Origin of the sequence: Agrobacterium vitis (assembly GCF_014926405.1) — a bacterium.
GTDB lineage: Bacteria > Pseudomonadota > Alphaproteobacteria > Rhizobiales > Rhizobiaceae > Allorhizobium > Allorhizobium vitis_H.
Genome location: NZ_JACXXJ020000005.1, coordinates 1,602,706 through 1,622,490 on the forward strand (window position 1 = coordinate 1,602,706; position 19,785 = coordinate 1,622,490).

Consider the following 19,785-nt stretch of genomic DNA (forward strand, 5'->3'; position numbering starts at 1 on the left):
CTTACACAATTGTGAGGGCGCTTTAAGGGCCTATGCGGGGCGAAAGGCCCAGGCTGCCGCCGAGGTCGAACGCCAGCGCGACATAAAAGAAGAAGCCATCCTTCTGCTGTTTTGACGAAAAGTCGGTCGGAACGATTGTGTTTGGATTGACGATATACGCTGCACCAGCGTTGAGAACGCCCCTGTTGAACAGTCCCGTTCTTGCATGCACATCAAACATGAACGTATCCTTCGACTGGCGCTGATCCAGTCCTGCCATGACCCGCCGGGCGTTTGTTTCATATTGCGCACGTTCCTCGCTGAGGGCGATATAATGGATCGACGCACCTATCGTGGTGAGCGGATTTTCTGGCAGAAAACCCGAATATTCAAGGCCGGCATAGGCTTCCCACGGATAGGCCTGACCGTCCCCCAACGTGTGAAAAACACCACCATAGAACGCCAGATTCTTCGGAACCGGACCACCGTTAGGATCGCTCCACAGGACTTTTCGGACCTGTCCATAAAGACCGTTCGTGCCATTCTTATGGGTGATGACCGTCGGCGAAGCGGAGCTGAATGTCGGGTTGCCTGGCCCGTCGTCGTAAAGTGCATCATTATAGGCGGCTGAGCGGCGATAGGCACCAATCTCGAATTTTAGAGGACGAGGGGTATCTATGAAACTCTCTGCATGAATGATGTTGGCGACCGCAATATACCCATCGGTACTGCCCTTTTCCCAATCCCAACCGTCACCGTCCAGCCAGTTGTCAGTATTGTTTTCAACGATACCGAAGCCTGCCGTTGTGTTGGGCGTCATTTTATATGCCGCCCGCGCACCCCAAACGGCAAGCCCCGCCTCAGGCAGATGGAGGGTTGCCCCTTGTGTGGAGTTGACGCAGGCGGGACCGTCGCAGAACCCCCTGGTCATGAAATTTTCAACAAGCCCCATACGACCAGCCTCGATCAGGAGACGATCATCGAAAAAATCCGCCTGGAATGTTAAGCGGGTGAGATCCGTGTCTGACTTGTCACGAACAGGCCCAACGAAGACATTCGCGTAGCCACCGACATTGTGAGCCGGAAAATTAAACGTTTCCGTCAGCCTTAATCGAAAATCAGGCGACAGATGACCAGTCGCATCAAAGATTAACCCGCCATAAGCCGTCGAGCTGAATCCATATGTGGGGGAACTCTGGTAAATGTTGAAATAGTCCAACCTGAGGTCAATTCCGTTATCATGCAGAGCTTTTCCAACGGACGCCAAAGGGCCTTCGTAAACCGGATCGGGAAGGTTTCCCAGGGCAGATGAAGGCACATCGGCAACCAAAGCAGGCTGGGCCGCCACTGGGACAGCAATTCCAAACAGCACGATGAACCACAATGCACAGAACAGTTTTGCTGCATGGATACTGTATTCGAGCCCTCTCTGCGTCGCCAGACTGGCGACGGCACACGTCCTCTTTCCCTGCTTCAAGGCATCCTCCTCCTCTGGTAGATGGAGCGCGCGGCCTCCTACCGCGCGCTTCGGCTCAGTCAATTGACCGAGCCGTTCGATCAGGCCTGTCTTCCTCCAAACACCGGCCCGACAAACACTGGTCCCCAAAACATTGGGGAAAGGCGCAAGCCCATCAAATGCCGCCCAAATCTCGATTACAGACTCGACCCCTGTCGTTCCACGCGATCCAAAGCCGGGGCAGCCCAAGCCTGTAACGAGGCCAGATCAGCGTCGCGACAGGAGGCAGATTGAAGGGTAGTTGTTTGGCCATATCGCTACAGGTTTTCAGCGCATAATGGAGCGATGCCGAAAAAGATGTGACATAAGCCCGATCTTCCTCCGTAAAAGATTGCTCTTTGCCCGGGATAAAATTGGTAAGGGAGATCGCCGTCATCTCCATGACATGCCAGTCATCGATGATTTCCACCTGATCAGATTGCAACACCATCATGGCTCAACGCCGCTTGTTGAATACTGACCGGTACGCTTTTGCGGTGGACTGTAAAAGTCACGGCAGGATACACATGCGATGTAACCATCAACGGCCGAACACAAGCGCAATTTACCCCCAATTTTATGGGAGCGCATGGTGAGTGCATGCCTCACACAACAGTCTGGAAAAACACCAATAAAAAAGCGCTTCCGGTTTCCCGGAAGCGCTGAAAAATTCAGAAAACAGAGAGAGTTAAAGCAGACCGGTTCAATTGCAACCGGGTGGACCCTAGCGCCATTGCTTCGGGTCGGTGGGGTTTTGGCAGCCATAAGGCGGCAGCATGGTGCTAAAATTGGCTTGCAGCTTGGCGCAGCCCCATTTGTTGAACGGATCCGGCAGGCGGCTGTTGATGTCAATACCGACTTCCTGATACGGGGTTTCCGTATTGGTGACATAGGTATACCAGCGCGAGCCGAAGAGCACGATGGCGGCGATTGCCATGATCAATATCAGGCGCAGCAGGCGTTTCATTCATTCATCCTTGTTGTTTCGGTAGAGTGGCTCAGCCAGCGAAAAGCATTACCCAGCCGATATAGAGCCCGTTGGCAACCAACAGGCAGAACACTGCAAACGATCCTAAGTCCTTCGCATTGCGGGCGACGATCGAAAATTCCGGCGAAATCCGGTCAATCACGTCTTCGATTGCGGTATTTAGTGCCTCGACGGAAAAAAGCACCAGCATCAACAACAAAAAGCCGAGATAATAGACAGGTGCAGCGCCCCTCAGCGCAAGCAGCAGCAGGCCAGCTCCGAACGCCAGCACTTCATGGCGAAAGGCGGCCTCGCGCCACAAGCGGCGCGCGCCCTGCATGGAATAACGAGTGGCAGCAAAAAGATGGGCAAACCCGGTTTTTTTCTCAAAGGGGGCGGGTTTATCGTCTTCTAAACTCATGTTTGAGGCCGTCTCAATACCAGGCTTTTCAATAGAAGATGCCTCAATGGGTGCCAGCATTGGTCACGCCGGCCTGTTCGAAGGTCGCCATGCCCGCATGGCAGGCCGCAGCCGCCTTGACGATGCCAGCGGCAAGGGCGGCACCCGTCCCCTCGCCCAGACGCATGCCAAGCGCCAAAAGCGGCGTCTTGCCCAGCTTGTCGATCGCCTTCAAATGCCCCGGCTCCGCCGAGACATGGCCAATCAGGCAATGGTCGAGCGCCGAGGGATTAGCAGCTTTCAGCAGGGCAGCGGCAGCCGTCGCCACATAGCCATCGATCAGCACCGGAATACGCTCCATTCGCGCTGCAAGAATGGCGCCTGCCATGGCGGCGATTTCGCGTCCTCCCAGGCGGCGCATCACTTCCAGCGGATCAGAAAGGTGATCGCGGTGAAACTCAACCGCCTGCTTGACCACAGCAATCTTGCGCTCCAGCATTTCGCCTTGCGAGCCGGTGCCAGGCCCGACCCAGTCCTCGGCGGAACCGCCATAAAGCGCCAGGTTGATCGCAGCGGCTATGGTCGTATTGCCAATCCCCATTTCGCCAAGGCACAGCAGGTCCGTACCACCGGCGATCGCTTCCATGCCGAATGCCATGGTGGCCGCACAATCACGCTCCGACAGAGCCGGCTCGACGGTAATATCGCCAGTCGGATAATCCAGCGCCAGATCGAAAATCTTCAATCCGAGATCGTGGGCAACGCAAATCTGGTTAATCGCCGCCCCACCGGCTGCGAAATTCTCAACCATCTGCTGGGTGACGGAGGATGGAAACGGAGTGATACCATGCCTGGCTACGCCGTGATTGCCAGCAAAGATCGCCACCAGTGGACGGTTCACCGCTGGCGCACGGCCACTCCAGGCGGCAAGCCACATGGCGATTTCTTCCAACCGGCCAAGCGAGCCCGGCGGCTTGGTCAATTGACGGTCGCGGTCGCGGGCCGCCACTAGCGCCTGGCTGTCAGGCCCTGGCAAATCGCGCAGCAGCACTCGGAAATCGTCAAACGGCAGGCCGGTTACACTCATCAGGCAGGCTTTCTTGTCTTTTGCTCAGGCGGATTTGGCGCCTTTCTTAATGCATAAATTCCCAAATCGGAATCGATTCGCACAAAATTTTATCAATGAGCGAAAAAACCCTGATCTACCTGTTTTCACAAACATGACGAGAAAACGATTTTGCGGAAAACGCGAACAACAGAACCAACCATCCAGCCTTCGCGGCGGCTGGCAAATACCGATAGGCAAACTATATATCAAACCATGAAAAGAGCCGGATTCGGCACGGTTTCCCTCCAGGAAACTCGGGCAAATTCTCAGATATAAAGAGTGGACGACGTTGATGACCCTGACTGCATTTGTCGATGATCTCGCCCGTTCGCTCGGCTTCCTCAGTCGTCTGCCGATAGCGTCGCGGTTTTTCCAAAACCATTCCGGCGAAATGAGCCGCACGCCCCGCGCCTTTCCGTTGGCCGGCGCGGTCATTGCCGCCCCGGCGGGCTTGTTGCTCGCCTTAATGCTAGACCTCGGCGCCAGCAGTTTGGTCGCCGCTTTTGCCGCAATTGGTTTGCAAGTCCTGCTGACCGGCGCTCTGCATGAGGACGGCTTTGCCGACACCGCCGATGGCCTTGGGGGTGCCAACCGCGAAAAAGCACTGGACATCATGAAGGACAGCCGGGTGGGAACGTTTGGGGTCTTGGCACTGGTTTTTGATGTTGGTCTGCGGGTCGCGGCGCTGGCCTCGCTGGTCAACAGTCTGTCTCCCATCAATGTTGCGCTGGTGATGATCGGCATTGCCGCCGTCAGCCGAGCGCTGATGATTTGGCATTGGCATGCCCTGCCCCCGGCAAAACCCGATGGCGTCGCCGCATCACTTGGCAAGCCGGAGGATAACACCCTGTATACAGCCCTGTTCCTCGGCTTGGCCGTCGCGGTTGTCACCATCGCGCCGGCTACCTCTTTTCATCCGCTGGCGGTCATGCTTGTCGCAAGTGGCGCGGCGGCCTTCGCGTCCAATCGGCTGGTCTCGCACAGGCTAGGCGGCCAGACTGGCGATACCATAGGCGCCACCCAACAGATTTGTGAGATCGTCGCGCTGGTCAGTATCGCCATGGCCTTGTAGGACATCAGCATGACAAACGCTCAAGCCTCTTCGCCCTGCGCCACCTCGCCTTGCATTGGCATCTGCACTCTGGACGAGACCAGCGCCTTCTGCCTGGGTTGCGGGCGCAGCCTGGACGATATCGCCAATTGGTCGCGCTATAGCGAGCGGCAACGGACAGAAATCATGCTGAGCTTGCGAGGGTCTCTGCCGGTAGAACAGGATTAGACCATGAAGCTCGGTGGGTTTGGCATTGTCATCGGCATCCTGCTCGCAGGAACTGCGGTTTTAATCATCAACCGCGATAGCGGCCAGAGCTTCGGCATGGATAATGATGACTTCGCCCGTGTCGTTACCCTTCTGCCCTTTGCGCTCATGCTTTCGGCAGGCATTGTCGCCAGCCGCCACAACCTGGGCCAGAACCTGCGATTTGCCGCCGCCTGGGTGCTCATCGCGCTGATCCTCGTAACCGGCTATATCTACCGTAACGATGCGGCTTCCGTCGCAGACCGGGTGCTGGCGGGACTGGTTCCGGGGCGTGCCGTCGTGACCACGACCGGCGATGGCCAGAGCCAACTCGTGTTGCAAAGAGGCTCCTCCGGACATTTTTCGGCAACTGTCAGCATTAACGGTGTCGATATCCCGATGATGATCGATACCGGAGCCAGCGCCGTGGTGCTGCGGGCCGAAGATGCCGCCAGCATCGGCATCAATGTTGATGACTTGAACTATAGCGTCACCGTCAGCACCGCCAATGGCGAGGCGCTGGCCTCCCCCTTGCGCCTGCGGCAGGTGGCCATTGGCCCCGTAATCCGGGAAAATGTCCGCGCCCTGATCACCCAGCCGGGCCGAATGGACGGCAGCCTGCTTGGTATGAGTTTTCTCTCGACGCTAGACAGCATCCAGATCCGCGGCGACGAACTGCGCCTAACGGACTAATACGAAGAGCCATTGAAGCTGACAGCTCGCCTTCCGTTTTCGAATATCTCACGCTTTTGATGCATGAGAGTTTGTACAAGGAGAGTGGAAACCGGGTTTTCCCGAAGGACAAACAAAACATGAGAAATGAGTGCCTGTTTGGTTCAATCTGAACCTGGATAATTCTCGCCGAACAGTCACACGAAGTAGGATGCCCACGCTGCGAAATCAGGGCCATTCAGAAGCCAAAAACAGCACGATCTAAAGCCATCCATCGAATGCTGAAAACTGGTGTTTGGAGCGCTAAAATCTCTTGATGACCACGCTCCGAAACCAGACACGTCAAAAAATTAGGCTGTTGAACAAAAAAGAAAAACCCGGCCTAAAGCCGGGTTCTTGGTGCGGTCGAGACGAATGTAACGTTGGGGGAAGAGACTTAAAATCAGGACCCACAGTGTCCCACATGAGACCCTTGCATATCTCTAAAAAACAAATAGTTAGCTATAGAGTGTCCCACGTAAAAACGAACGACCACGACAAACGATGCGCTATCATCCAAAAAGAAGTACCGGATCGAAACGCTGCCAGAATCCTGGAGTGAGACGATACAAAGGCGGACGTTCTTGATTATATTCAACGCTTCTACAACCCGAACCGTCCCCATTCGATACTCGGCTATCTCAACACCATGGAATTTGAAAACAAGGTGGGACTAGCCTAACTCTGTGTCCGATAAACCAGCAGCGGGCCAAACACCGATTCCGGTGAAAGCACGGCTCTAGCATTCAGACAGAGATATGTTTATTCCAATTTTAGCATCTAATCCGTTGGACCAAATATGTATCCAGATATCGCCGATTATACCTCTGAAAAGCAGCTCGATTTTGAGCGGCTGCGTAATGAAATTGTGACAGATTGTTCCTTTGTTCCATCATTTGGCCTTCACAGTGATATTCGGCAGCAGGTCGAAATGCTGGAACGGGAATTCGCTGGGCAGTCCCGACTCAAACTCGTGCATGCGGTGTTGAACATGTTGGTACGTCGGGGTGTGGCTGTAGATATAGTCTACGATCACTTTTGTGCGCTGTGGGCCGCGCATGCTGATTTTCTACTTGAGACGCTAGACAGCCGCTGGCTGGTTTCGGCTTGCGATACAATCTGCGACTGTTCGCTTGATGAAAGCGAAGGGCAAGTCGCTATTTTGGTCAGCCTTTTTGTTAATACCCTTAAACTTACAGAAACTGAGCGGCTCATGACTGCTTCGGTCGAGGTCGATAAATCTCATATTAAAGGACGAATGCCCCTGTTCGATGGCCTAACAGCCTTTATGCCGGGAAAAGGCGACATGCCCATCAATCTGCTTAGACGGATAGATCGAGCCGTGCGGCCGGAGACATTGAGTGGAAAGATAGGCAGAGAGTTGATTAACCGGGCTCTTTTGAGCGATACGCCGTTTGCACGGTTTTCTAAAATGGCGACGTTCAATAAGTGGCGCGATTACCTTTCGCCAGTCCACCACGCTCCTGCTCCAATACCAGATCCCGCGCAAGTCCCGATGAAACTCGACCGGCCTAGCTATATACTCTTAAATGATACAGGTCGGCTGGGAGGTAGCTTTCACATCGGAACTGTTTATGCCTGCACCGCGATCCGTGAAAGCTTAGCTAACCGCGGGCTCCACGAGATTGGTTGGGCTAATGACCGTGAGAGGTTCAATCAACTCCTTGCCGAAGGATTATCTAAGCCCACGCTAGTCGTTCTGAACGGCGAAGGTACACTCCATCACGGCTCGCAGCGCGCCGCCGAACTATTGGCGATCTGCGAAGATGCAAAAGAGCAAAAAATTGGTGTCGCAGTTGTAAACTCAGTTTGGGAGTTTAATCCCGACAACATGCTTTCCGCACTAAAGGCAGCAGACTTGATCCATGTCCGCGACAGCATCTCATGCGATGCTCTCCCGAGTGAGATGCATGCTGAAGTGACACCTGATGTGTCGATTAAGTTGTTTTTTCGAATGGCGCGCGGTGGACAATTTTTGCCGCCCCAGCACGAGATCGGAGTTATGGACAGCGTCGTGCAAACAGCTACTGATGCGCTTCTTGGTTTTGCAGAAGAAGGGGGCTTTCCATTTTATGCGATGCCTGGAGGTAACCTACGCACTATAAGAACTGCAGTTGCCGCGCGATCAGGGTCAGTTTGGCCTCGATTACTACAACTGACCGATGTTATGACAGCCCAATCTTGGGTCACGGGTAGGTTCCATGGGTTGATTGCTGCACTTTGTGCTGGTCGTCCAGTCTGCGCGCTAAGCTCTAACACTGCTAAGATTGAGGGCTTTCTACGTGATGCGGGCTTAGCTGAGGAATGCCTCCTTGGCACTGATTGGATCTCTGCTCCAGCTGAGCACAAACGAAATGAGCTCGTGTCGCGTTTCGAGATGCAGCGAAGTCCGGCCTTCATACAGCGCCGGGACAGTTATTTGGAGGCGGCTCAAATTCAAATCGATAAAATGTTCGACGCGGTGGCCGGGTTGGCAAACGAAAAATTTAAATTCAACGGTCCGTTGTAGGATTGAGATGCCTCCAATAAATTGACAGGCACCCATAACCCACGTGCGTTTCAACAAACGCCCCATCATCCGCACACCGAATCGAACCCTTGCCGCAAAGGTTCTGGTTTCAATGCTATGGAACAGCCGGTTCAAAGGACGTGAGGATAAGAAACCCAAATTAATCTAGCAGTTTGTTACTGAAAAAATTAGGAAGTTCTTTATAGGAGTCTTTGTGGGAATATGAGGGGAAATGCCATGTCAGATGTTGTTATGGTGCTGGGTATGCATCGGACCGGCACAAGCTCGGTTGCCGGTACCTTGGTTAAGCTGGGAGGGGGCGCACCTCAGCACTTGATGCCAAATAGCGCGTTTAATGAGCGCGGTTATTTTGAATCCAATGTCATTGCTCAGCTCAACGATGAAATTCTAGCTTCTGCTGGGACCCGGTGGGATGATTGGCGCGAATTCAATCCAGATTGGTATAACAGCACCGTCGCACGGAATTTCCAAGCGAGAGCAAGAGAAGCGTTTGCTGAAGAGTTCGACACGGCTCTGCTTCCGGTTATTAAAGACCCACGGATCTGTCGGTTTTTTCCGTTTTGGCGACAGGTTCTTGAGGGAATGGGAAAAACCGTTCATGTAGTTATGCCGCTGCGGTCTCCTTGGGATACGGCAAAGTCACTGAACTATCGCAACAAAATGCACATGACGCATGTCATAATGCTCTGGCTGCGGCATGTTTTGGATGCCGAGGTCGAAACCAGAGACCTTCCGCGCGCCATCTTCACCTGGCAGGATTTTCTCACCGATTGGCGTGGCACCTGCGAAGCTATTTCAACCGAAACAGGTCTCACTTGGCCGCGCCTTTCGGATAGGTCCATTGCTGAAGTGGAAAATTTCCTCTCGCGGGACTTACAACATCATGCTTCTGAGGAAAAAACTTTTCCCCAACTGCGGCAGGTCAATCATTGGGCTATGGAAACTTATGAAGCCTTAAAGGAGCTCTCTAAATCGCCACAGTCAAAGGCAGCGCGGACAGCGCTGACTGATGTAAGAGAGGCATTCAACAATTCAGGTGCAATTTTCGGTCGCCTGCTCATCGAATATGAAATCAGCATAGAGGAAACAAACCGCTCTTTGGAAGCGGCTGTCCGAGACCGCGACGCCTTGCAAAATGCGCAAAATGACAGTGACGCTTATCATACAAACAAGCTCAATGAGCTCGAAGGCACACTTGAACACGTAAGGAATGAGAGGCAGCGTCTTGAAACTGAATTGGAAGCCGCACGCCAGACTTCTGAGACACTGATTCTTGAGCGCGATGCTATAGAGCAAAACTCAAATCACTCTCTCGCTCGTATCGCGGAGCTTCAGGAAACGCTAGAGCATGCCAATAAGGACCGGCAACGCCTCGAAGAGGAACTAACTAGCGCTCAGACAGAATGTCAACAGCTGATGTCTCGGGTCGACGTTCTCGCGGACGAGCTACAAACAGCGATGGAGGCCTGCGTTAACCTACAAGCAGATCGAGATCAGCGCGATCATGATCTGACGAAACTAGAGGCCCAAGTCAACGCATTGCAGCACGACCTTGTGAACCAGGAGTCGGAGGTTACCGTGTTGCGAGAGGAACTAGCAGGCCGAGACGCACAGACCAAAGAACTGCGAGAAGAACTGGCAGGCCGAGACGTACAGACCAAAGCACTGCAGGAAGAACTGGCAGGCCGAGACGCACAGACCAAAGCACTGCAGGAAGAACTGGCAGGCCGAGACGGGCAAAACACTCGACTGAAAGAGGACTTGATAAATGTTCAATCTGCGCTGGCGGCATCAAAAAAGCGGCTCGAGCAATCATTTTTTGGGAAGCTTGATCCCGGAGCCGACAAGCGCCTAGCTCGCAAATTGCTGGCAAGCGATTTGTTTGACTTTGATTTCTATTGCAGTCAGCTCAAGAACGCTCTTATCACGCCGCCTTCTGCACCAATAGATGCTGCTTTGCACTTCGTTAAGGCGGGCTTCTCGCAAGGCCTTTGGCCGAACGCATTTTTTGATACCCATTGGTATCTGTCCCAATACGACGATATCCGCAATTCCGGAATCAATCCGCTATGGCACTACCACATCAACGGCTGGAAGGAACGGAGAGACCCTTCAAGGAAATTTTCCACTGCATTTTATCTTGCAGCCTATCCAGATATTCAGGTTGCGAACGTCAACCCGCTTCAGCATTTTTTGCGTCACGGCCAGCATGAGGGACGTTCGATCTTTCACATCTGATAAGGTCCGCCAATGAACGAAATTTTTCTTAGCTGTGCCCAAACTGTGGAGGCGAGAACTGTTTCCATAATGTAACCACACATCTATGTCGTCCTATTGCAGGGCCGAAATTTAGACCAGCAATCGAAATGCGAGTGTGAAAGCCTATCGGGCAAATTGGCGCTAAAAATCTCACCAAGGGTTTACAGCTTAGGGCCCTTGACATAGAAAGCCGACCGCACGCTAACCAAATTGATGGAACTAGATCTCCCAAATGGGAGTGGTTCAACAACTGCTTCACGCGCCTTCAGCGTAGCTTCGCATCACCAAAACAATCCCGAGGTCCAGCACTAATATGAAAAAAATCGGTTTTATAGAAAAAATTGATGGCGGCACGGTGTGGGGATGGTCTCTCGGCGTGAAGGGTGCAAGATCTTCGAGTATTAAAGTCTACATAGACGGATCCTATGCTGATGAAATCGTTTGTGATATTATGCGTGAGGATGTTAACTCTTATCACAACATAAATATTCCTACAGGATTTTCTTACTCCGTCCCCAATTCGTATCGCGACGGGCAACCACATAAAATTGAGATCAAATCAGATACTGGCGTCTCACTTAAGAGCCTGATTCCCAATCAGTCAGGCAGCCAAATTGTTTTCAATGCTCCATCTCGTTTTTCCGGTCATGTCGACAAAGTCAGTGCCGGAACTGTTTCAGGTTGGGTTCTAGAAAATATCGACGGTCGCCCCTTGAAAAAAGGCGGGGTAACTCTGGCCATCTACTGCAATTCGTCGCTTGTTGGGCAGGTAATAGCGAATCAACGCAGGCCTGATGTCGCACATATTTTGAACGGCGATACTGAGTGTGGGTTTTCGTATCCATTGCCTCCTTTCTTTTTACAGCAGGACGTCCGCATAGAAGTCAAAACTGTATCTGATGGATGGCCGCTGACTAATTCACCCATTACATATACTAGCCTTAGTAACGATGATGGCGCTTTGATCGGCTTGATCCATAAAGCACTGGATAAAAACATAGCAGATCTGTGGCAGTTAAATTTGAAAATTGCGGAACATACGGAAAATTCATATATTTCTTTAGATAGCTACAATGACTGGGCTGTAGAGTATTTTGACGATTTGAACCGTCGAGTTCCAGAAATCAAGTCAGCAAACATTCCTTTAGTAAGCGTCATTTGCCCGGTATATCGTCCGCGATATCGTGACTTCAAGATGGCTGTTGAGTCGGTTCTAGGTCAGACATATAAAAATATAGAACTTGTATTGGTTGACGACGCCAGCAATGATCCAGAACTTGATATTATACTGGACGAGTTCGCACGTCGTGATGCTCGCGTAAAATTAATTAAATCAACTAAAAATTTAAACATTAGTGAGGCTACCAATGTAGCCATTGCGAATTGTTCAGGGGATTTGATAGCGTTTTTCGACCATGATGACCTGCTAGAATTCTGCGCGATACAATTTATGGTCGACGCTCTCGTCGCCAATGATGCATTGCTGGTATATAGCGATGAAGATAAAATCGATGATGCGGGATATTTTTCAGAGCCGAACCTTAAGTCGGACTGGAACCTGCGGCTTTTGATGGCGCAGAACTATGTGTGCCACTTTTTGATTGTCAGCGCTGAAATGGTCCGCAAGGCCGGAAAACTTCATACAAAATATAACGGTGCGCAGGACCATGATTTTGTGCTGAGGCTTTCTGAAATAATTCCAGAAAACCGGATTTATCATATCCCTGAGATTCTTTATCATTGGAGAAAGACGCCCAACAGCACTGCGAGCACAATTGACAATAAAGAGTACGCGATCAAAGCGGGGATCGCGGCTGTTCAAGCGTATGTCGACAGAAATTCCATCGCCGCATCGGTTACCTCTCGCGGCAACATGACGAATTACGTTGTAAACTACAAAGAAAAAAGTGCAAAAATTTCGATAATTATTCCGTTTAAAGATCAAATAGATATGACACGCAAATGCGTATATTCTATCTTGGAAAATACGGATTATAAGAATTTCGAAATAATACTCGTTAATAATTTTTCATTGTCTATTGAGGCTGACAGTTTCAGAGACGAGATAGAAAAATTAGATAACGTCAGGATGATGGATGCTAATTTCGCGTTTAACTATTCCAGGATAAACAATTTTGCCGCTCAGAATTTGAAGGCAGATGCGTTTCTTTTTATGAATAATGACGTGATCGTCAGTGATCCTACGTGGCTGACGGAACTTGTCGGCGAATTATTACGTAGCGGTGACATTGGTGCTGTTGGGTGCAAACTTCTTTACGAAAATGGCACCGTCCAGCACGCAGGTATTATTGTTGGCGTAAACGGTGGCATCGCTGATCACCCTTACAAAGGACATGAAGCACATGATCCTGGCTTCATGGGGAGAGGCCTTTGCAGTCAAGAGCTTTCTGCGGTTACCGGCGCATGTTTACTTTGCTCATCGGACGTGTTCCACGCCGTATCAGGTTTTGATGAATTAAACTTTGGGGTGGCTTTTAATGACGTTGACCTGTGCCTTAAAATAAGGAACCTGGGTAAGAAAGTCATTTGGCGTGCGGAGACCGTATTGGAGCACAGAGAAAGCTTGAGCCGTTCATCTGATCTTGAGCCTCAAAAAATTGCACGCTTTGCTAAAGAACACGTGGCTTTCAAAGAAAAATGGCAGGTGGTTCTAGATAATGACCCCTACTACAATCCGAAGTTCTCTAGGAGGACCGGTATATTCAAGGCCTTAAAGCGAGTGTAGTTGTCTTATGAATTCCATAAGATTTATTATATTTCAATTAAATAGAGTTCGCCACATTTTCAATGTGGCGAACTCTATTTTTTCATTAAAGACAGATGGCAAATATAGGAAACAGAAAGAAGGCGTTTTAATTTTTTTTGATCCTGTTTTTTACTTAAATACATATATTGACGTTCATGCCTCTGGAATTGACCCGATCTACCACTACGTCGCTAATGGCTGGAAGGAAGGTCGCTCTCCTTTCCAATATTTTAATGTTCAGTCTTTTACGAAAGCCCATCCTCGCCTAGAGGCGTTAAACGTTGACCTCGCCGAGGCCTGTATCCGGCTCTATGGCTCCTATGCTTGGCAAAGTCACATCGAGTGTTTCGGAATTGCGACTGATCTGTCTTTACCCGTTTCATTCACCTCAGCCGAGCGACGTAGATTACGTAAAAAATGGACGCGATATCGTGATTTTTTCGATGCTGAATTCTATTTAAAAGAATACCCGGATGCCGCAGCGACACCTGCTGGAGCCTTTATGCATTATATGCATTGGGGCTTTTCGGAGGATCGCCAACCTCGGGCGGATTTTGACGGGTATTACTATCGTAAGGCGAATGGCCTTCGCCGCGGGCAAAACCCTTTCCGGCATTGCATTGAGAGCATGGAGGTGGGCCAGAAGTTTCCGGCTAACGTGGAGAGCCGACCAGGAGTACAACTATTTTCGAAACCACCGTTCTCCGAGGACATAACCATAAATTCTTCGAATCCAGTGGCTTTGCAATTGAGCCTCTGTATTCATGTCCATTGTTTTTATGTTGAATTGTTCGATGAGATCGTTGATCGGCTTCAGTGTTTGACGCTGCCGTTCTACCTCGTGGTAACTGTTTGCAATGAGAGTGATGCAGAAGTAGTGGAGAATCTTCTTGTCGACTTCAATCAGCGGCAAAACACCCACATTCTCGTGGTCGAGAACAGAGGCCGCGACATTGCGCCTTTTCTTATTGATGCCAGCCCGATATGGCGAAAGTCAGATTTGGTTTTGCATCTTCACACCAAGAGAAGCCCGCATATTGCATGGGGTGACAACTGGCGTCGGTATCTCTTCGATCAAACCATTGGATACGAGCCTTTGCTGAAAGGCATAATCGATCAATTCCAAGATCGGGGCGATGTGGGTATGATGTACCCGGAAAATTTCAGCATGATTAAACACTTTACGGAAGAAGAACAAAATAAAGACGCCATCCGATACATCGCGCAAAAATTTCGTTTGGAATGTAGTTTTGAGGCACTAGGTGAGTATGCGGCCGGTTCCATGGCTTTTTACAGGGTGAAGGCACTCGCCAGTGTTCTCGAATATGATTCACTAGAAAATCTTTTCGGGCCTGAAAAAGGGCAGCTTGACGGAACGGCGGCGCATGTTCTCGAGAGGCTACTTCCAGAGATGGTCCGGTTAAATGGTTTTGAAACACAGCCTTATTTTTTGATAGACGCTGAAGCAGCCGGCCTGCGCACGCAAAGGTGTGGCAACGACGCCAAATCGCGCCAAGCCAAACAGTAAGCTAATCTAGGCCCACCGTAGTTGCCGTGAGGCCGCAGCTACCCGTTGCCAAGTGACATAAAAAGCCGGAAAAGCGATTTTCCGGCCTTCTGGATTCAGCGTTGCTTTTGCGCCGCCTCGATCCGCTGCAAGATTTCCCGCATCACCCGAAGGTCGCCGCTTTGCCCGCTGGCGGTGATTTGCAGTTCCTTGATGGCCTGTGAGATCGATGTGGCTGATTGTTCGGCAACAGTGACGCGGTAGGAAAGATTATCGAGCTTGCGCAGCTCAACCTCATTGACCTTGAAGCGCTCCTCAATCTTACCATCGGCATTGCCAAGCCGTCCTTCCACGGCAACCCGCCATCGCTTTAACTCGTCAATGTCACTATTGGTTTGCGCCCAGGCATAGCCGCCGCCAGCGATGATGCTGACCAGCGTCGTGAGATTGATCCAGGTGTTGATATTGTATTTCGGCGGTTTTGCAGCTGGTTCGTCGGTCACGTCCCGCCCCCTTGCAAAGCGTTGATAGTGTCTGCCTTGGCGGCATTTGTGGCGCGGCAATCGGCCAACGCCTTTCGGTCCCTACCCCACAGCCGATATTCAGCCGTCCGATCCGTGCCAGCAGGAATAAACACAGGTGCATCGCAATCAGCCATGATACCAGCCGAGACGCTTGGTTTACGATCAGCGGTCGGTTGCGCCGATGGCGTTGAGAGCGTTTCGCACCCCGTCAGGCATAGCAGGGCAGGCAGGAGCGGCACCCGCCCCAGCAGCAGCACTCGGTTTCGCATTGGTCTTTTTCCTTTCATTGTCCAGTGCAGCTTCTAGTCCTGCGACCTGCCCCACATGGGCGGCCATCGTGGCGACCAAGGCCGCATCGGCGGCATTGATCTGTTTCTGTTGGGCCTCGATCTTGGCGAGCTGGAGCAAGTCTGCCTTGCGTTGGGCCTCTGCCCACCGCTGGCGGATCTCAGTCCGGCCAGCTTCTTTCAGCGACGACGCCCAGCTATGCAGGCCTAGCCCGACGATAAGGACGGCAGCGATCAAGGCGATGCCGCGCCAGTCGAGCTTTTCGCGGAGCGCCTTGAAAGCACTCCAGGCAGTCAGGGGGATAGCAATCATCGGCAATCACCATTGTGATCCCGGTCATGGGCCGGTTGCCAACCAACCGGAGGCTGGGGCTTCATCATCCCCGCAGGCCCATCGCGCCAGGTGTTGATCAGGATCTTGGCAAGGCCAAGCAGTCCGACAATCTTCAGGGAAACCGCTTCGCTAAAGAACGGCGTCCAGTCGAACAGCGCCAGCGCCGGGATCGCAGCAATGAGCGTGTTGATGATGTTATGGAGAAGATTGGTGTTCATGCCGCCCCCACCAGAGCCGCATGAAACGCTTTCGCATAGGCGGCCACGTCGGCCGCCCGTTCCTTGCCATTGATGATACGGCGGGCATTCACCCAATCGGCTTTAGCCCCGACGAAGAAATTTCCGAGCTTGGCCCCGGTAAACAACCCCTCGCCCATGCCCAAAAACATCACCTTCAGGGCAATGTCTTCACGCATCGCCAACGACGGATTGGCGACGAGGTCAATGCCAATTGCACCGCCGAGCTTGATATAATTGCCCTTGTGAGTGAGCTGCACATACCCACGCCCCAACCAGCTCTTGCCGTCCGAGCCGATCCGCCAATAAGGCGACTTCACCCAGGGCATGGTGCCCTTTGCGAATGACCGGTCGAGCATGGCAATAGCCTGGTCATCCGTTGCCGCGCGCGTCTCTCGCACCGGCTGCATGGTCTGGGCCGTTTCGTGATAGGCCGTGCCAAGCATGTACGCTAGCCACCGCAGATCTTTCATATCGCTGGCCTGCCAGGCATTCAGAATGGCTGTAATGCCATTGACCTGATTTTGCGTGAGCGCACCGCCGAACAACGACGAGCGCACCGCCGCGAAGAATTTCGCGCGATCCATAATGATCATCCTTTTATATAAGAGTTTGAACGCCGTTCGTGGCGTCAGACCGGCTAGTGTGTCCTATAGTTCACACCACTTGACGCAACATCGACTGTGAACTATAGATTACACATGTTCGAAGTTCGCAAAACGGATGTGTTTTTGAAGTGGTTCAAATCGCTCCGGGATATCAGGGCACAAGCCCGCATTCAGATACGGATTGACCGCTTGGAGCTTGGCCTGTTGGGCGATGCAAAGTTCTTTGAGGGCATTGGGGAAATGCGCATCGATTACGGTCCCGGGTATCGTGTTTATTTCGTCCAGCGCGGCCAAGAAATCATCATCCTGCTTTGCGGCGGCGACAAAAGCACACAAAGCAAGGACATCAAACTTGCCAAAGATGCAGCAAAGGAGATCTGAAATGACCATTGAAACCAGCACATGGGATGCAACGGACTTTCTGACCAGCGACGAAGCCATTGCCGCCTATCTGGAAGCAGCGCTTGAGGATGGCGACCCCAAAGTGATCGCCGTCGCCCTTGGTAATATTGCGAAGGTAAAGGGCATGACGAATGTCGCAAGTCAGGCCGGGATAACCCGTGAGGCTCTCTATAAAGCCTTGAGTGCAAAAGGTGACCCGAAGCTTTCCACTCTGCTTGGCGTGATGAATGCCCTAGGCTTGCGATTTACCGTTGCAACCAAAAATCAGGCGGCGTGAATTCCTCGGATGGAACGCGACAGCGCAGCAACCGACACGGTCAGGGCCAATATCGCCGCAGGTGACGACGAACTTGTACCCGCCGAAGTTGTCAACCAGCTTCTTGCCGGTGAACACCCGGTCAAGGTCTGGCGCACGTTTCGCAAGATGACAGCGCGGGAATTGGCCGAACAGGCCGGTATCAGCGCGCCCTATGTTTCCGAGATCGAGAGCGGCAAGAAAGACGGAAGCTTTGCGACGATGAAGAAGATCGCAAAGGCCCTTAGCGTCGATCTGGACGATCTGGCGTAAATTCGCCTAAAACCCCGCAGCCCACACCCAAAGGCTATCGAGCTGCTCGCCGGAAATACCGAGCAAGGTCGCCACTTCGTCAACGGCAGGATTGGACCGTTCAAAGCTGACCGCCTCGGTAATCTCAATGCGCAGATCGGCAGCCGCCTGTTTGTCATCCATGCCATCGACCAGCACCAACACGTCCGCCTTGCTGACATCGATGCGCGAGGCGGCCAACCAGAATTGGCGCGGTGTCAGCGTCGGCATGACAGGCGCGACCGGAGGTGGCTGGTATTCAATCACGACCCCATCAATCAGTTTGCGCAGGGATGGAAAGCTCAACATCTCGCCGCGCTGCGCTTGAGTGATCTCCACCGCCTCAACCGGAATCAGACAAGCGGGATTTGACTGATGGCCAGTAACCTCGCCAACATCGTCATAGACCGGCAGTTGCCGAGCGCCGTGAACCGCCTCATCATAAAACGCTTTCGCAAAACCATCGCCGTCAACTATCGCGTATATCGCCATATCAATCTCCTATCGCTATCCAATGGACTAAAGTGCCGACGTGGCCGCTAAGCGCACCGCCTGCTGAAAGAACCCGCGAGCGAATATCAAAGCCGTTCTTGGTGAGTTGCGAGACCGTGATCGAAAGAGCATTGGCCGCCGGCATGACGTTGTCCGCAACCGGCGCCACCGCCCAACATGCCGATGTGAAAGCAACCGGAAGCGGCTGGTAATAGTCGCTGTAGTTGCTGTTCATGGATGATCCCCATTGGATCAGCGGGCCGCCTGGTATCCTCTGGTAGCCAGTCGCGGCCATCTGTCGGCCGGACCCAAAATCTGACCAGATCCGACCGATATCGACGTAGTCGACCTGGCCTCGCAGCGAGGTGTTGTCCCAACCCAAGAAGATTTTGTTGACGCCTTGCCCGGTTCCACCGCCCTGCTGGACAGGCGTAAAGCCGAGATTAGCTTGCGCTCCGAGCTTTGCGCGTCTGGCAGCAGGATCGCCCTCGACATAAGCGTTTGTCCAAAGGGCACCCATCGGCGTGGCATCGACCTGCGCCAACAATCCCGACCCATCAGCCGCCCACCCGAGCCTAACAATGTTAGGGCCTTGGCTGGTCCCCCCGCCCTGTTGAACAGCACCTAACGTTGCGCGTGCTGTCGCCGCATCCGCATCGTCAAGCAGCGAGCGAGCAAAGGCGGTCAGGGTGGTAAGCCCCATTTGCCCCGATCCAGTAAAATAGCTGAGCCGGTTGGCGAGCCCCTGCAAGCCCCCGAGCGCTTCGAGATTGCCGGAATTGCCTAGAAGATCGATCAACTGCCGGGCTTGCGCCGAGATCCGCGACCCGTCACCCTGATAGCGCAGTCGGTAGGCCGCGCCATTCAGCATTCCACCCCGCCAGGGCTGGGCCAATGTCAGCGCCGTGTCGCTGGTGACCGCGCCGACAATCCCGCAATATCCATCGGCAAACAGCTGATCCCCTTCGGCAAAGCCCGCCGTTAACCAGGCCGTGCCGGAGCCGGTGACGGCCGTTGCGCCTGTGGCAACCGAGATCGTGCCCGCCCTATAATCACTGCGCAGCGCCATCGGCATTCTCCTGCTCATTGGTGGTGGTCAAAGCATTCAGTTCGGCTTGCAGCTGGTCGCGCTCGGCGCTGACCTCGGCCAAGGTCTGGGCGAGTGCCAGATTGCGCTGCTTCAGAAACTCGGCCTGGGCGGACAGTTCGCGATAGGCGACATCGGGGTGAATGTTCATGGTCATGATAGGCCTTTCGGTGGAAATGCAAGACATG

22 protein-coding genes are annotated in these 19,785 nt (G+C 52.7%); 10 read left to right on the plus strand and 12 right to left on the minus strand.

All coding sequences use genetic code 11. The features are described from left to right. Positions 1–22 precede the first annotated feature (22 nt). The 5 genes from IEI95_RS18630 to cobT form a co-directional block, all read right to left on the minus strand. On the minus strand, positions 23–1,684 hold the full coding sequence (locus IEI95_RS18630; RefSeq protein ID WP_234934235.1) for a carbohydrate porin: 1,662 nt from the start codon (positions 1,682–1,684) through the stop codon (positions 23–25). Continuing rightward, a complete protein-coding gene (locus IEI95_RS18635) occupies positions 1,611–1,928 on the minus strand; it encodes a hypothetical protein (protein ID WP_156536545.1) in 318 nt (105 codons plus the stop codon). Before IEI95_RS18635 ends, IEI95_RS18630 begins: the two co-directional genes overlap by 74 nt. Before the next feature lie 270 nt (positions 1,929–2,198). Then, a complete protein-coding gene (locus IEI95_RS18640) occupies positions 2,199–2,441 on the minus strand; it encodes a hypothetical protein (protein WP_015915860.1) in 243 nt (80 codons plus the stop codon). Between the two features lie 31 nt (positions 2,442–2,472). Beyond that, positions 2,473–2,862, minus strand: coding sequence for a diacylglycerol kinase (locus tag IEI95_RS18645; protein ID WP_071206751.1), 390 nt, complete (start codon positions 2,860–2,862; stop codon positions 2,473–2,475). Between the two features lie 43 nt (positions 2,863–2,905). Continuing rightward, positions 2,906–3,928 (minus strand): nicotinate-nucleotide--dimethylbenzimidazole phosphoribosyltransferase, encoded by a 1,023-nt coding sequence (cobT, locus tag IEI95_RS18650; RefSeq protein ID WP_087727905.1) that lies wholly within the window; start codon positions 3,926–3,928, stop codon positions 2,906–2,908. A gap of 313 nt (positions 3,929–4,241) precedes the next feature. On the opposite strand from cobT, the gene IEI95_RS18655 reads away from it, so the two are divergent. From IEI95_RS18655 to IEI95_RS18685, 7 genes are all read left to right on the plus strand, one after another. Further along, the gene (locus IEI95_RS18655; protein WP_156536543.1) at positions 4,242–5,021 is read left to right on the plus strand and encodes an adenosylcobinamide-GDP ribazoletransferase; all 780 of its coding nucleotides are present in this window, start codon (positions 4,242–4,244) and stop codon (positions 5,019–5,021) included. Positions 5,022–5,030: 9 nt separating this feature from the next. Next, positions 5,031–5,228 carry a DUF1289 domain-containing protein gene (locus tag IEI95_RS18660; RefSeq protein ID WP_081355477.1) on the plus strand — a complete coding sequence of 66 codons (198 nt, stop codon included), beginning with the start codon at positions 5,031–5,033 and terminating at the stop codon, positions 5,226–5,228. Positions 5,229–5,231: 3 nt separating this feature from the next. Continuing rightward, positions 5,232–5,939, plus strand: a complete 708-nt coding sequence (locus IEI95_RS18665) for a retropepsin-like aspartic protease family protein (protein WP_156536542.1) — start codon at positions 5,232–5,234, stop codon at positions 5,937–5,939. An 817-nt stretch (positions 5,940–6,756) separates the two neighbouring features. Beyond that, positions 6,757–8,487, plus strand: coding sequence for a polysaccharide pyruvyl transferase family protein (locus IEI95_RS18670; protein ID WP_156538673.1), 1,731 nt, complete (start codon positions 6,757–6,759; stop codon positions 8,485–8,487). 237 nt (positions 8,488–8,724) lie between these two features. Then, positions 8,725–10,746, plus strand: a complete 2,022-nt coding sequence (locus tag IEI95_RS18675; RefSeq protein WP_156538672.1) for a hypothetical protein — start codon at positions 8,725–8,727, stop codon at positions 10,744–10,746. Between the two features lie 334 nt (positions 10,747–11,080). Further along, the gene (locus tag IEI95_RS18680; protein WP_194416878.1) at positions 11,081–13,513 is read left to right on the plus strand and encodes a glycosyltransferase family 2 protein; all 2,433 of its coding nucleotides are present in this window, start codon (positions 11,081–11,083) and stop codon (positions 13,511–13,513) included. 7 nt (positions 13,514–13,520) lie between these two features. Next, a complete protein-coding gene (locus tag IEI95_RS18685) occupies positions 13,521–15,062 on the plus strand; it encodes a rhamnan synthesis F family protein (RefSeq protein WP_156538670.1) in 1,542 nt (513 codons plus the stop codon). Positions 15,063–15,157: 95 nt separating this feature from the next. Here the strand turns inward: IEI95_RS18685 and IEI95_RS18690 are convergent, their stop codons facing one another. The 4 genes from IEI95_RS18690 to IEI95_RS18705 form a co-directional block, all read right to left on the minus strand. Further along, entirely contained in the window at positions 15,158–15,544 is a 387-nt protein-coding gene (locus tag IEI95_RS18690; RefSeq protein WP_156538669.1) for a hypothetical protein, read from the minus strand. Positions 15,545–15,727: 183 nt separating this feature from the next. Continuing rightward, positions 15,728–16,165, minus strand: coding sequence for a secretion protein HylD (locus IEI95_RS18695; protein WP_194416879.1), 438 nt, complete (start codon positions 16,163–16,165; stop codon positions 15,728–15,730). Continuing rightward, positions 16,162–16,404 carry a hypothetical protein gene (locus IEI95_RS18700; protein WP_156538667.1) on the minus strand — a complete coding sequence of 81 codons (243 nt, stop codon included), beginning with the start codon at positions 16,402–16,404 and terminating at the stop codon, positions 16,162–16,164. Before IEI95_RS18700 ends, IEI95_RS18695 begins: the two co-directional genes overlap by 4 nt. Beyond that, entirely contained in the window at positions 16,401–17,009 is a 609-nt protein-coding gene (locus IEI95_RS18705) for a glycoside hydrolase family 19 protein (RefSeq protein ID WP_194416880.1), read from the minus strand. The genes IEI95_RS18700 and IEI95_RS18705 overlap by 4 nt, the downstream gene beginning before the upstream one ends. A gap of 114 nt (positions 17,010–17,123) precedes the next feature. Here IEI95_RS18705 and IEI95_RS18710 point away from each other — a divergent pair, with 114 nt between their 5' ends. From IEI95_RS18710 to relB, 3 genes are read left to right on the plus strand one after another with little or no spacing between them, the layout of a single operon-like run. Next, positions 17,124–17,411, plus strand: a complete 288-nt coding sequence (locus tag IEI95_RS18710) for a type II toxin-antitoxin system RelE/ParE family toxin (protein WP_156538665.1) — start codon at positions 17,124–17,126, stop codon at positions 17,409–17,411. Between the two features lies 1 nt (position 17,412). Further along, positions 17,413–17,709, plus strand: a complete 297-nt coding sequence (locus tag IEI95_RS18715; RefSeq protein ID WP_156538664.1) for an addiction module antidote protein — start codon at positions 17,413–17,415, stop codon at positions 17,707–17,709. 9 nt (positions 17,710–17,718) lie between these two features. Beyond that, positions 17,719–18,000 carry a type II toxin-antitoxin system RelB family anti-toxin gene (relB, locus tag IEI95_RS18720; RefSeq protein WP_234934236.1) on the plus strand — a complete coding sequence of 94 codons (282 nt, stop codon included), beginning with the start codon at positions 17,719–17,721 and terminating at the stop codon, positions 17,998–18,000. Between the two features lie 6 nt (positions 18,001–18,006). Here the strand turns inward: relB and IEI95_RS18725 are convergent, their stop codons facing one another. The 3 genes from IEI95_RS18725 to IEI95_RS18735 are packed head-to-tail and all read right to left on the minus strand — an operon-like array spanning position 18,007 to position 19,754. After that, positions 18,007–18,510, minus strand: coding sequence for a hypothetical protein (locus IEI95_RS18725; RefSeq protein WP_156538663.1), 504 nt, complete (start codon positions 18,508–18,510; stop codon positions 18,007–18,009). Position 18,511: 1 nt separating this feature from the next. Continuing rightward, entirely contained in the window at positions 18,512–19,579 is a 1,068-nt protein-coding gene (locus IEI95_RS18730) for a gp53-like domain-containing protein (RefSeq protein WP_156538662.1), read from the minus strand. Next, the gene (locus IEI95_RS18735) at positions 19,563–19,754 is read right to left on the minus strand and encodes a hypothetical protein (protein WP_156538661.1); all 192 of its coding nucleotides are present in this window, start codon (positions 19,752–19,754) and stop codon (positions 19,563–19,565) included. Before IEI95_RS18735 ends, IEI95_RS18730 begins: the two co-directional genes overlap by 17 nt. Positions 19,755–19,785: the final 31 nt, after the last annotated feature.

What these genes read in the sequence shown, in the direction of transcription:
- IEI95_RS18635 (WP_156536545.1), bottom strand. Translation starts at nt 1,928, where the DNA reads ATGATGGTGTTGCAATCTGATCAGGTGGAAATCATCGATGACTGGCAT.
- IEI95_RS18640 (WP_015915860.1), bottom strand. Translation starts at nt 2,441, where the DNA reads ATGAAACGCCTGCTGCGCCTGATATTGATCATGGCAATCGCCGCCATC.
- IEI95_RS18645 (WP_071206751.1), bottom strand. Translation starts at nt 2,862, where the DNA reads ATGAGTTTAGAAGACGATAAACCCGCCCCCTTTGAGAAAAAAACCGGG.
- cobT (WP_087727905.1), bottom strand. Translation starts at nt 3,928, where the DNA reads ATGAGTGTAACCGGCCTGCCGTTTGACGATTTCCGAGTGCTGCTGCGC.
- IEI95_RS18655 (WP_156536543.1), top strand. Translation starts at nt 4,242, where the DNA reads ATGACCCTGACTGCATTTGTCGATGATCTCGCCCGTTCGCTCGGCTTC.
- IEI95_RS18660 (WP_081355477.1), top strand. Translation starts at nt 5,031, where the DNA reads ATGACAAACGCTCAAGCCTCTTCGCCCTGCGCCACCTCGCCTTGCATT.
- IEI95_RS18665 (WP_156536542.1), top strand. Translation starts at nt 5,232, where the DNA reads ATGAAGCTCGGTGGGTTTGGCATTGTCATCGGCATCCTGCTCGCAGGA.
- IEI95_RS18670 (WP_156538673.1), top strand. Translation starts at nt 6,757, where the DNA reads ATGTATCCAGATATCGCCGATTATACCTCTGAAAAGCAGCTCGATTTT.
- IEI95_RS18675 (WP_156538672.1), top strand. Translation starts at nt 8,725, where the DNA reads ATGTCAGATGTTGTTATGGTGCTGGGTATGCATCGGACCGGCACAAGC.
- IEI95_RS18680 (WP_194416878.1), top strand. Translation starts at nt 11,081, where the DNA reads ATGAAAAAAATCGGTTTTATAGAAAAAATTGATGGCGGCACGGTGTGG.
- IEI95_RS18685 (WP_156538670.1), top strand. Translation starts at nt 13,521, where the DNA reads ATGAATTCCATAAGATTTATTATATTTCAATTAAATAGAGTTCGCCAC.
- IEI95_RS18695 (WP_194416879.1), bottom strand. Translation starts at nt 16,165, where the DNA reads ATGATTGCTATCCCCCTGACTGCCTGGAGTGCTTTCAAGGCGCTCCGC.
- IEI95_RS18700 (WP_156538667.1), bottom strand. Translation starts at nt 16,404, where the DNA reads ATGAACACCAATCTTCTCCATAACATCATCAACACGCTCATTGCTGCG.
- IEI95_RS18705 (WP_194416880.1), bottom strand. Translation starts at nt 17,009, where the DNA reads ATGGATCGCGCGAAATTCTTCGCGGCGGTGCGCTCGTCGTTGTTCGGC.
- IEI95_RS18710 (WP_156538665.1), top strand. Translation starts at nt 17,124, where the DNA reads ATGTTCGAAGTTCGCAAAACGGATGTGTTTTTGAAGTGGTTCAAATCG.
- IEI95_RS18715 (WP_156538664.1), top strand. Translation starts at nt 17,413, where the DNA reads ATGACCATTGAAACCAGCACATGGGATGCAACGGACTTTCTGACCAGC.
- relB (WP_234934236.1), top strand. Translation starts at nt 17,719, where the DNA reads ATGGAACGCGACAGCGCAGCAACCGACACGGTCAGGGCCAATATCGCC.
- IEI95_RS18725 (WP_156538663.1), bottom strand. Translation starts at nt 18,510, where the DNA reads ATGGCGATATACGCGATAGTTGACGGCGATGGTTTTGCGAAAGCGTTT.
- IEI95_RS18730 (WP_156538662.1), bottom strand. Translation starts at nt 19,579, where the DNA reads ATGGCGCTGCGCAGTGATTATAGGGCGGGCACGATCTCGGTTGCCACA.
- IEI95_RS18735 (WP_156538661.1), bottom strand. Translation starts at nt 19,754, where the DNA reads ATGACCATGAACATTCACCCCGATGTCGCCTATCGCGAACTGTCCGCC.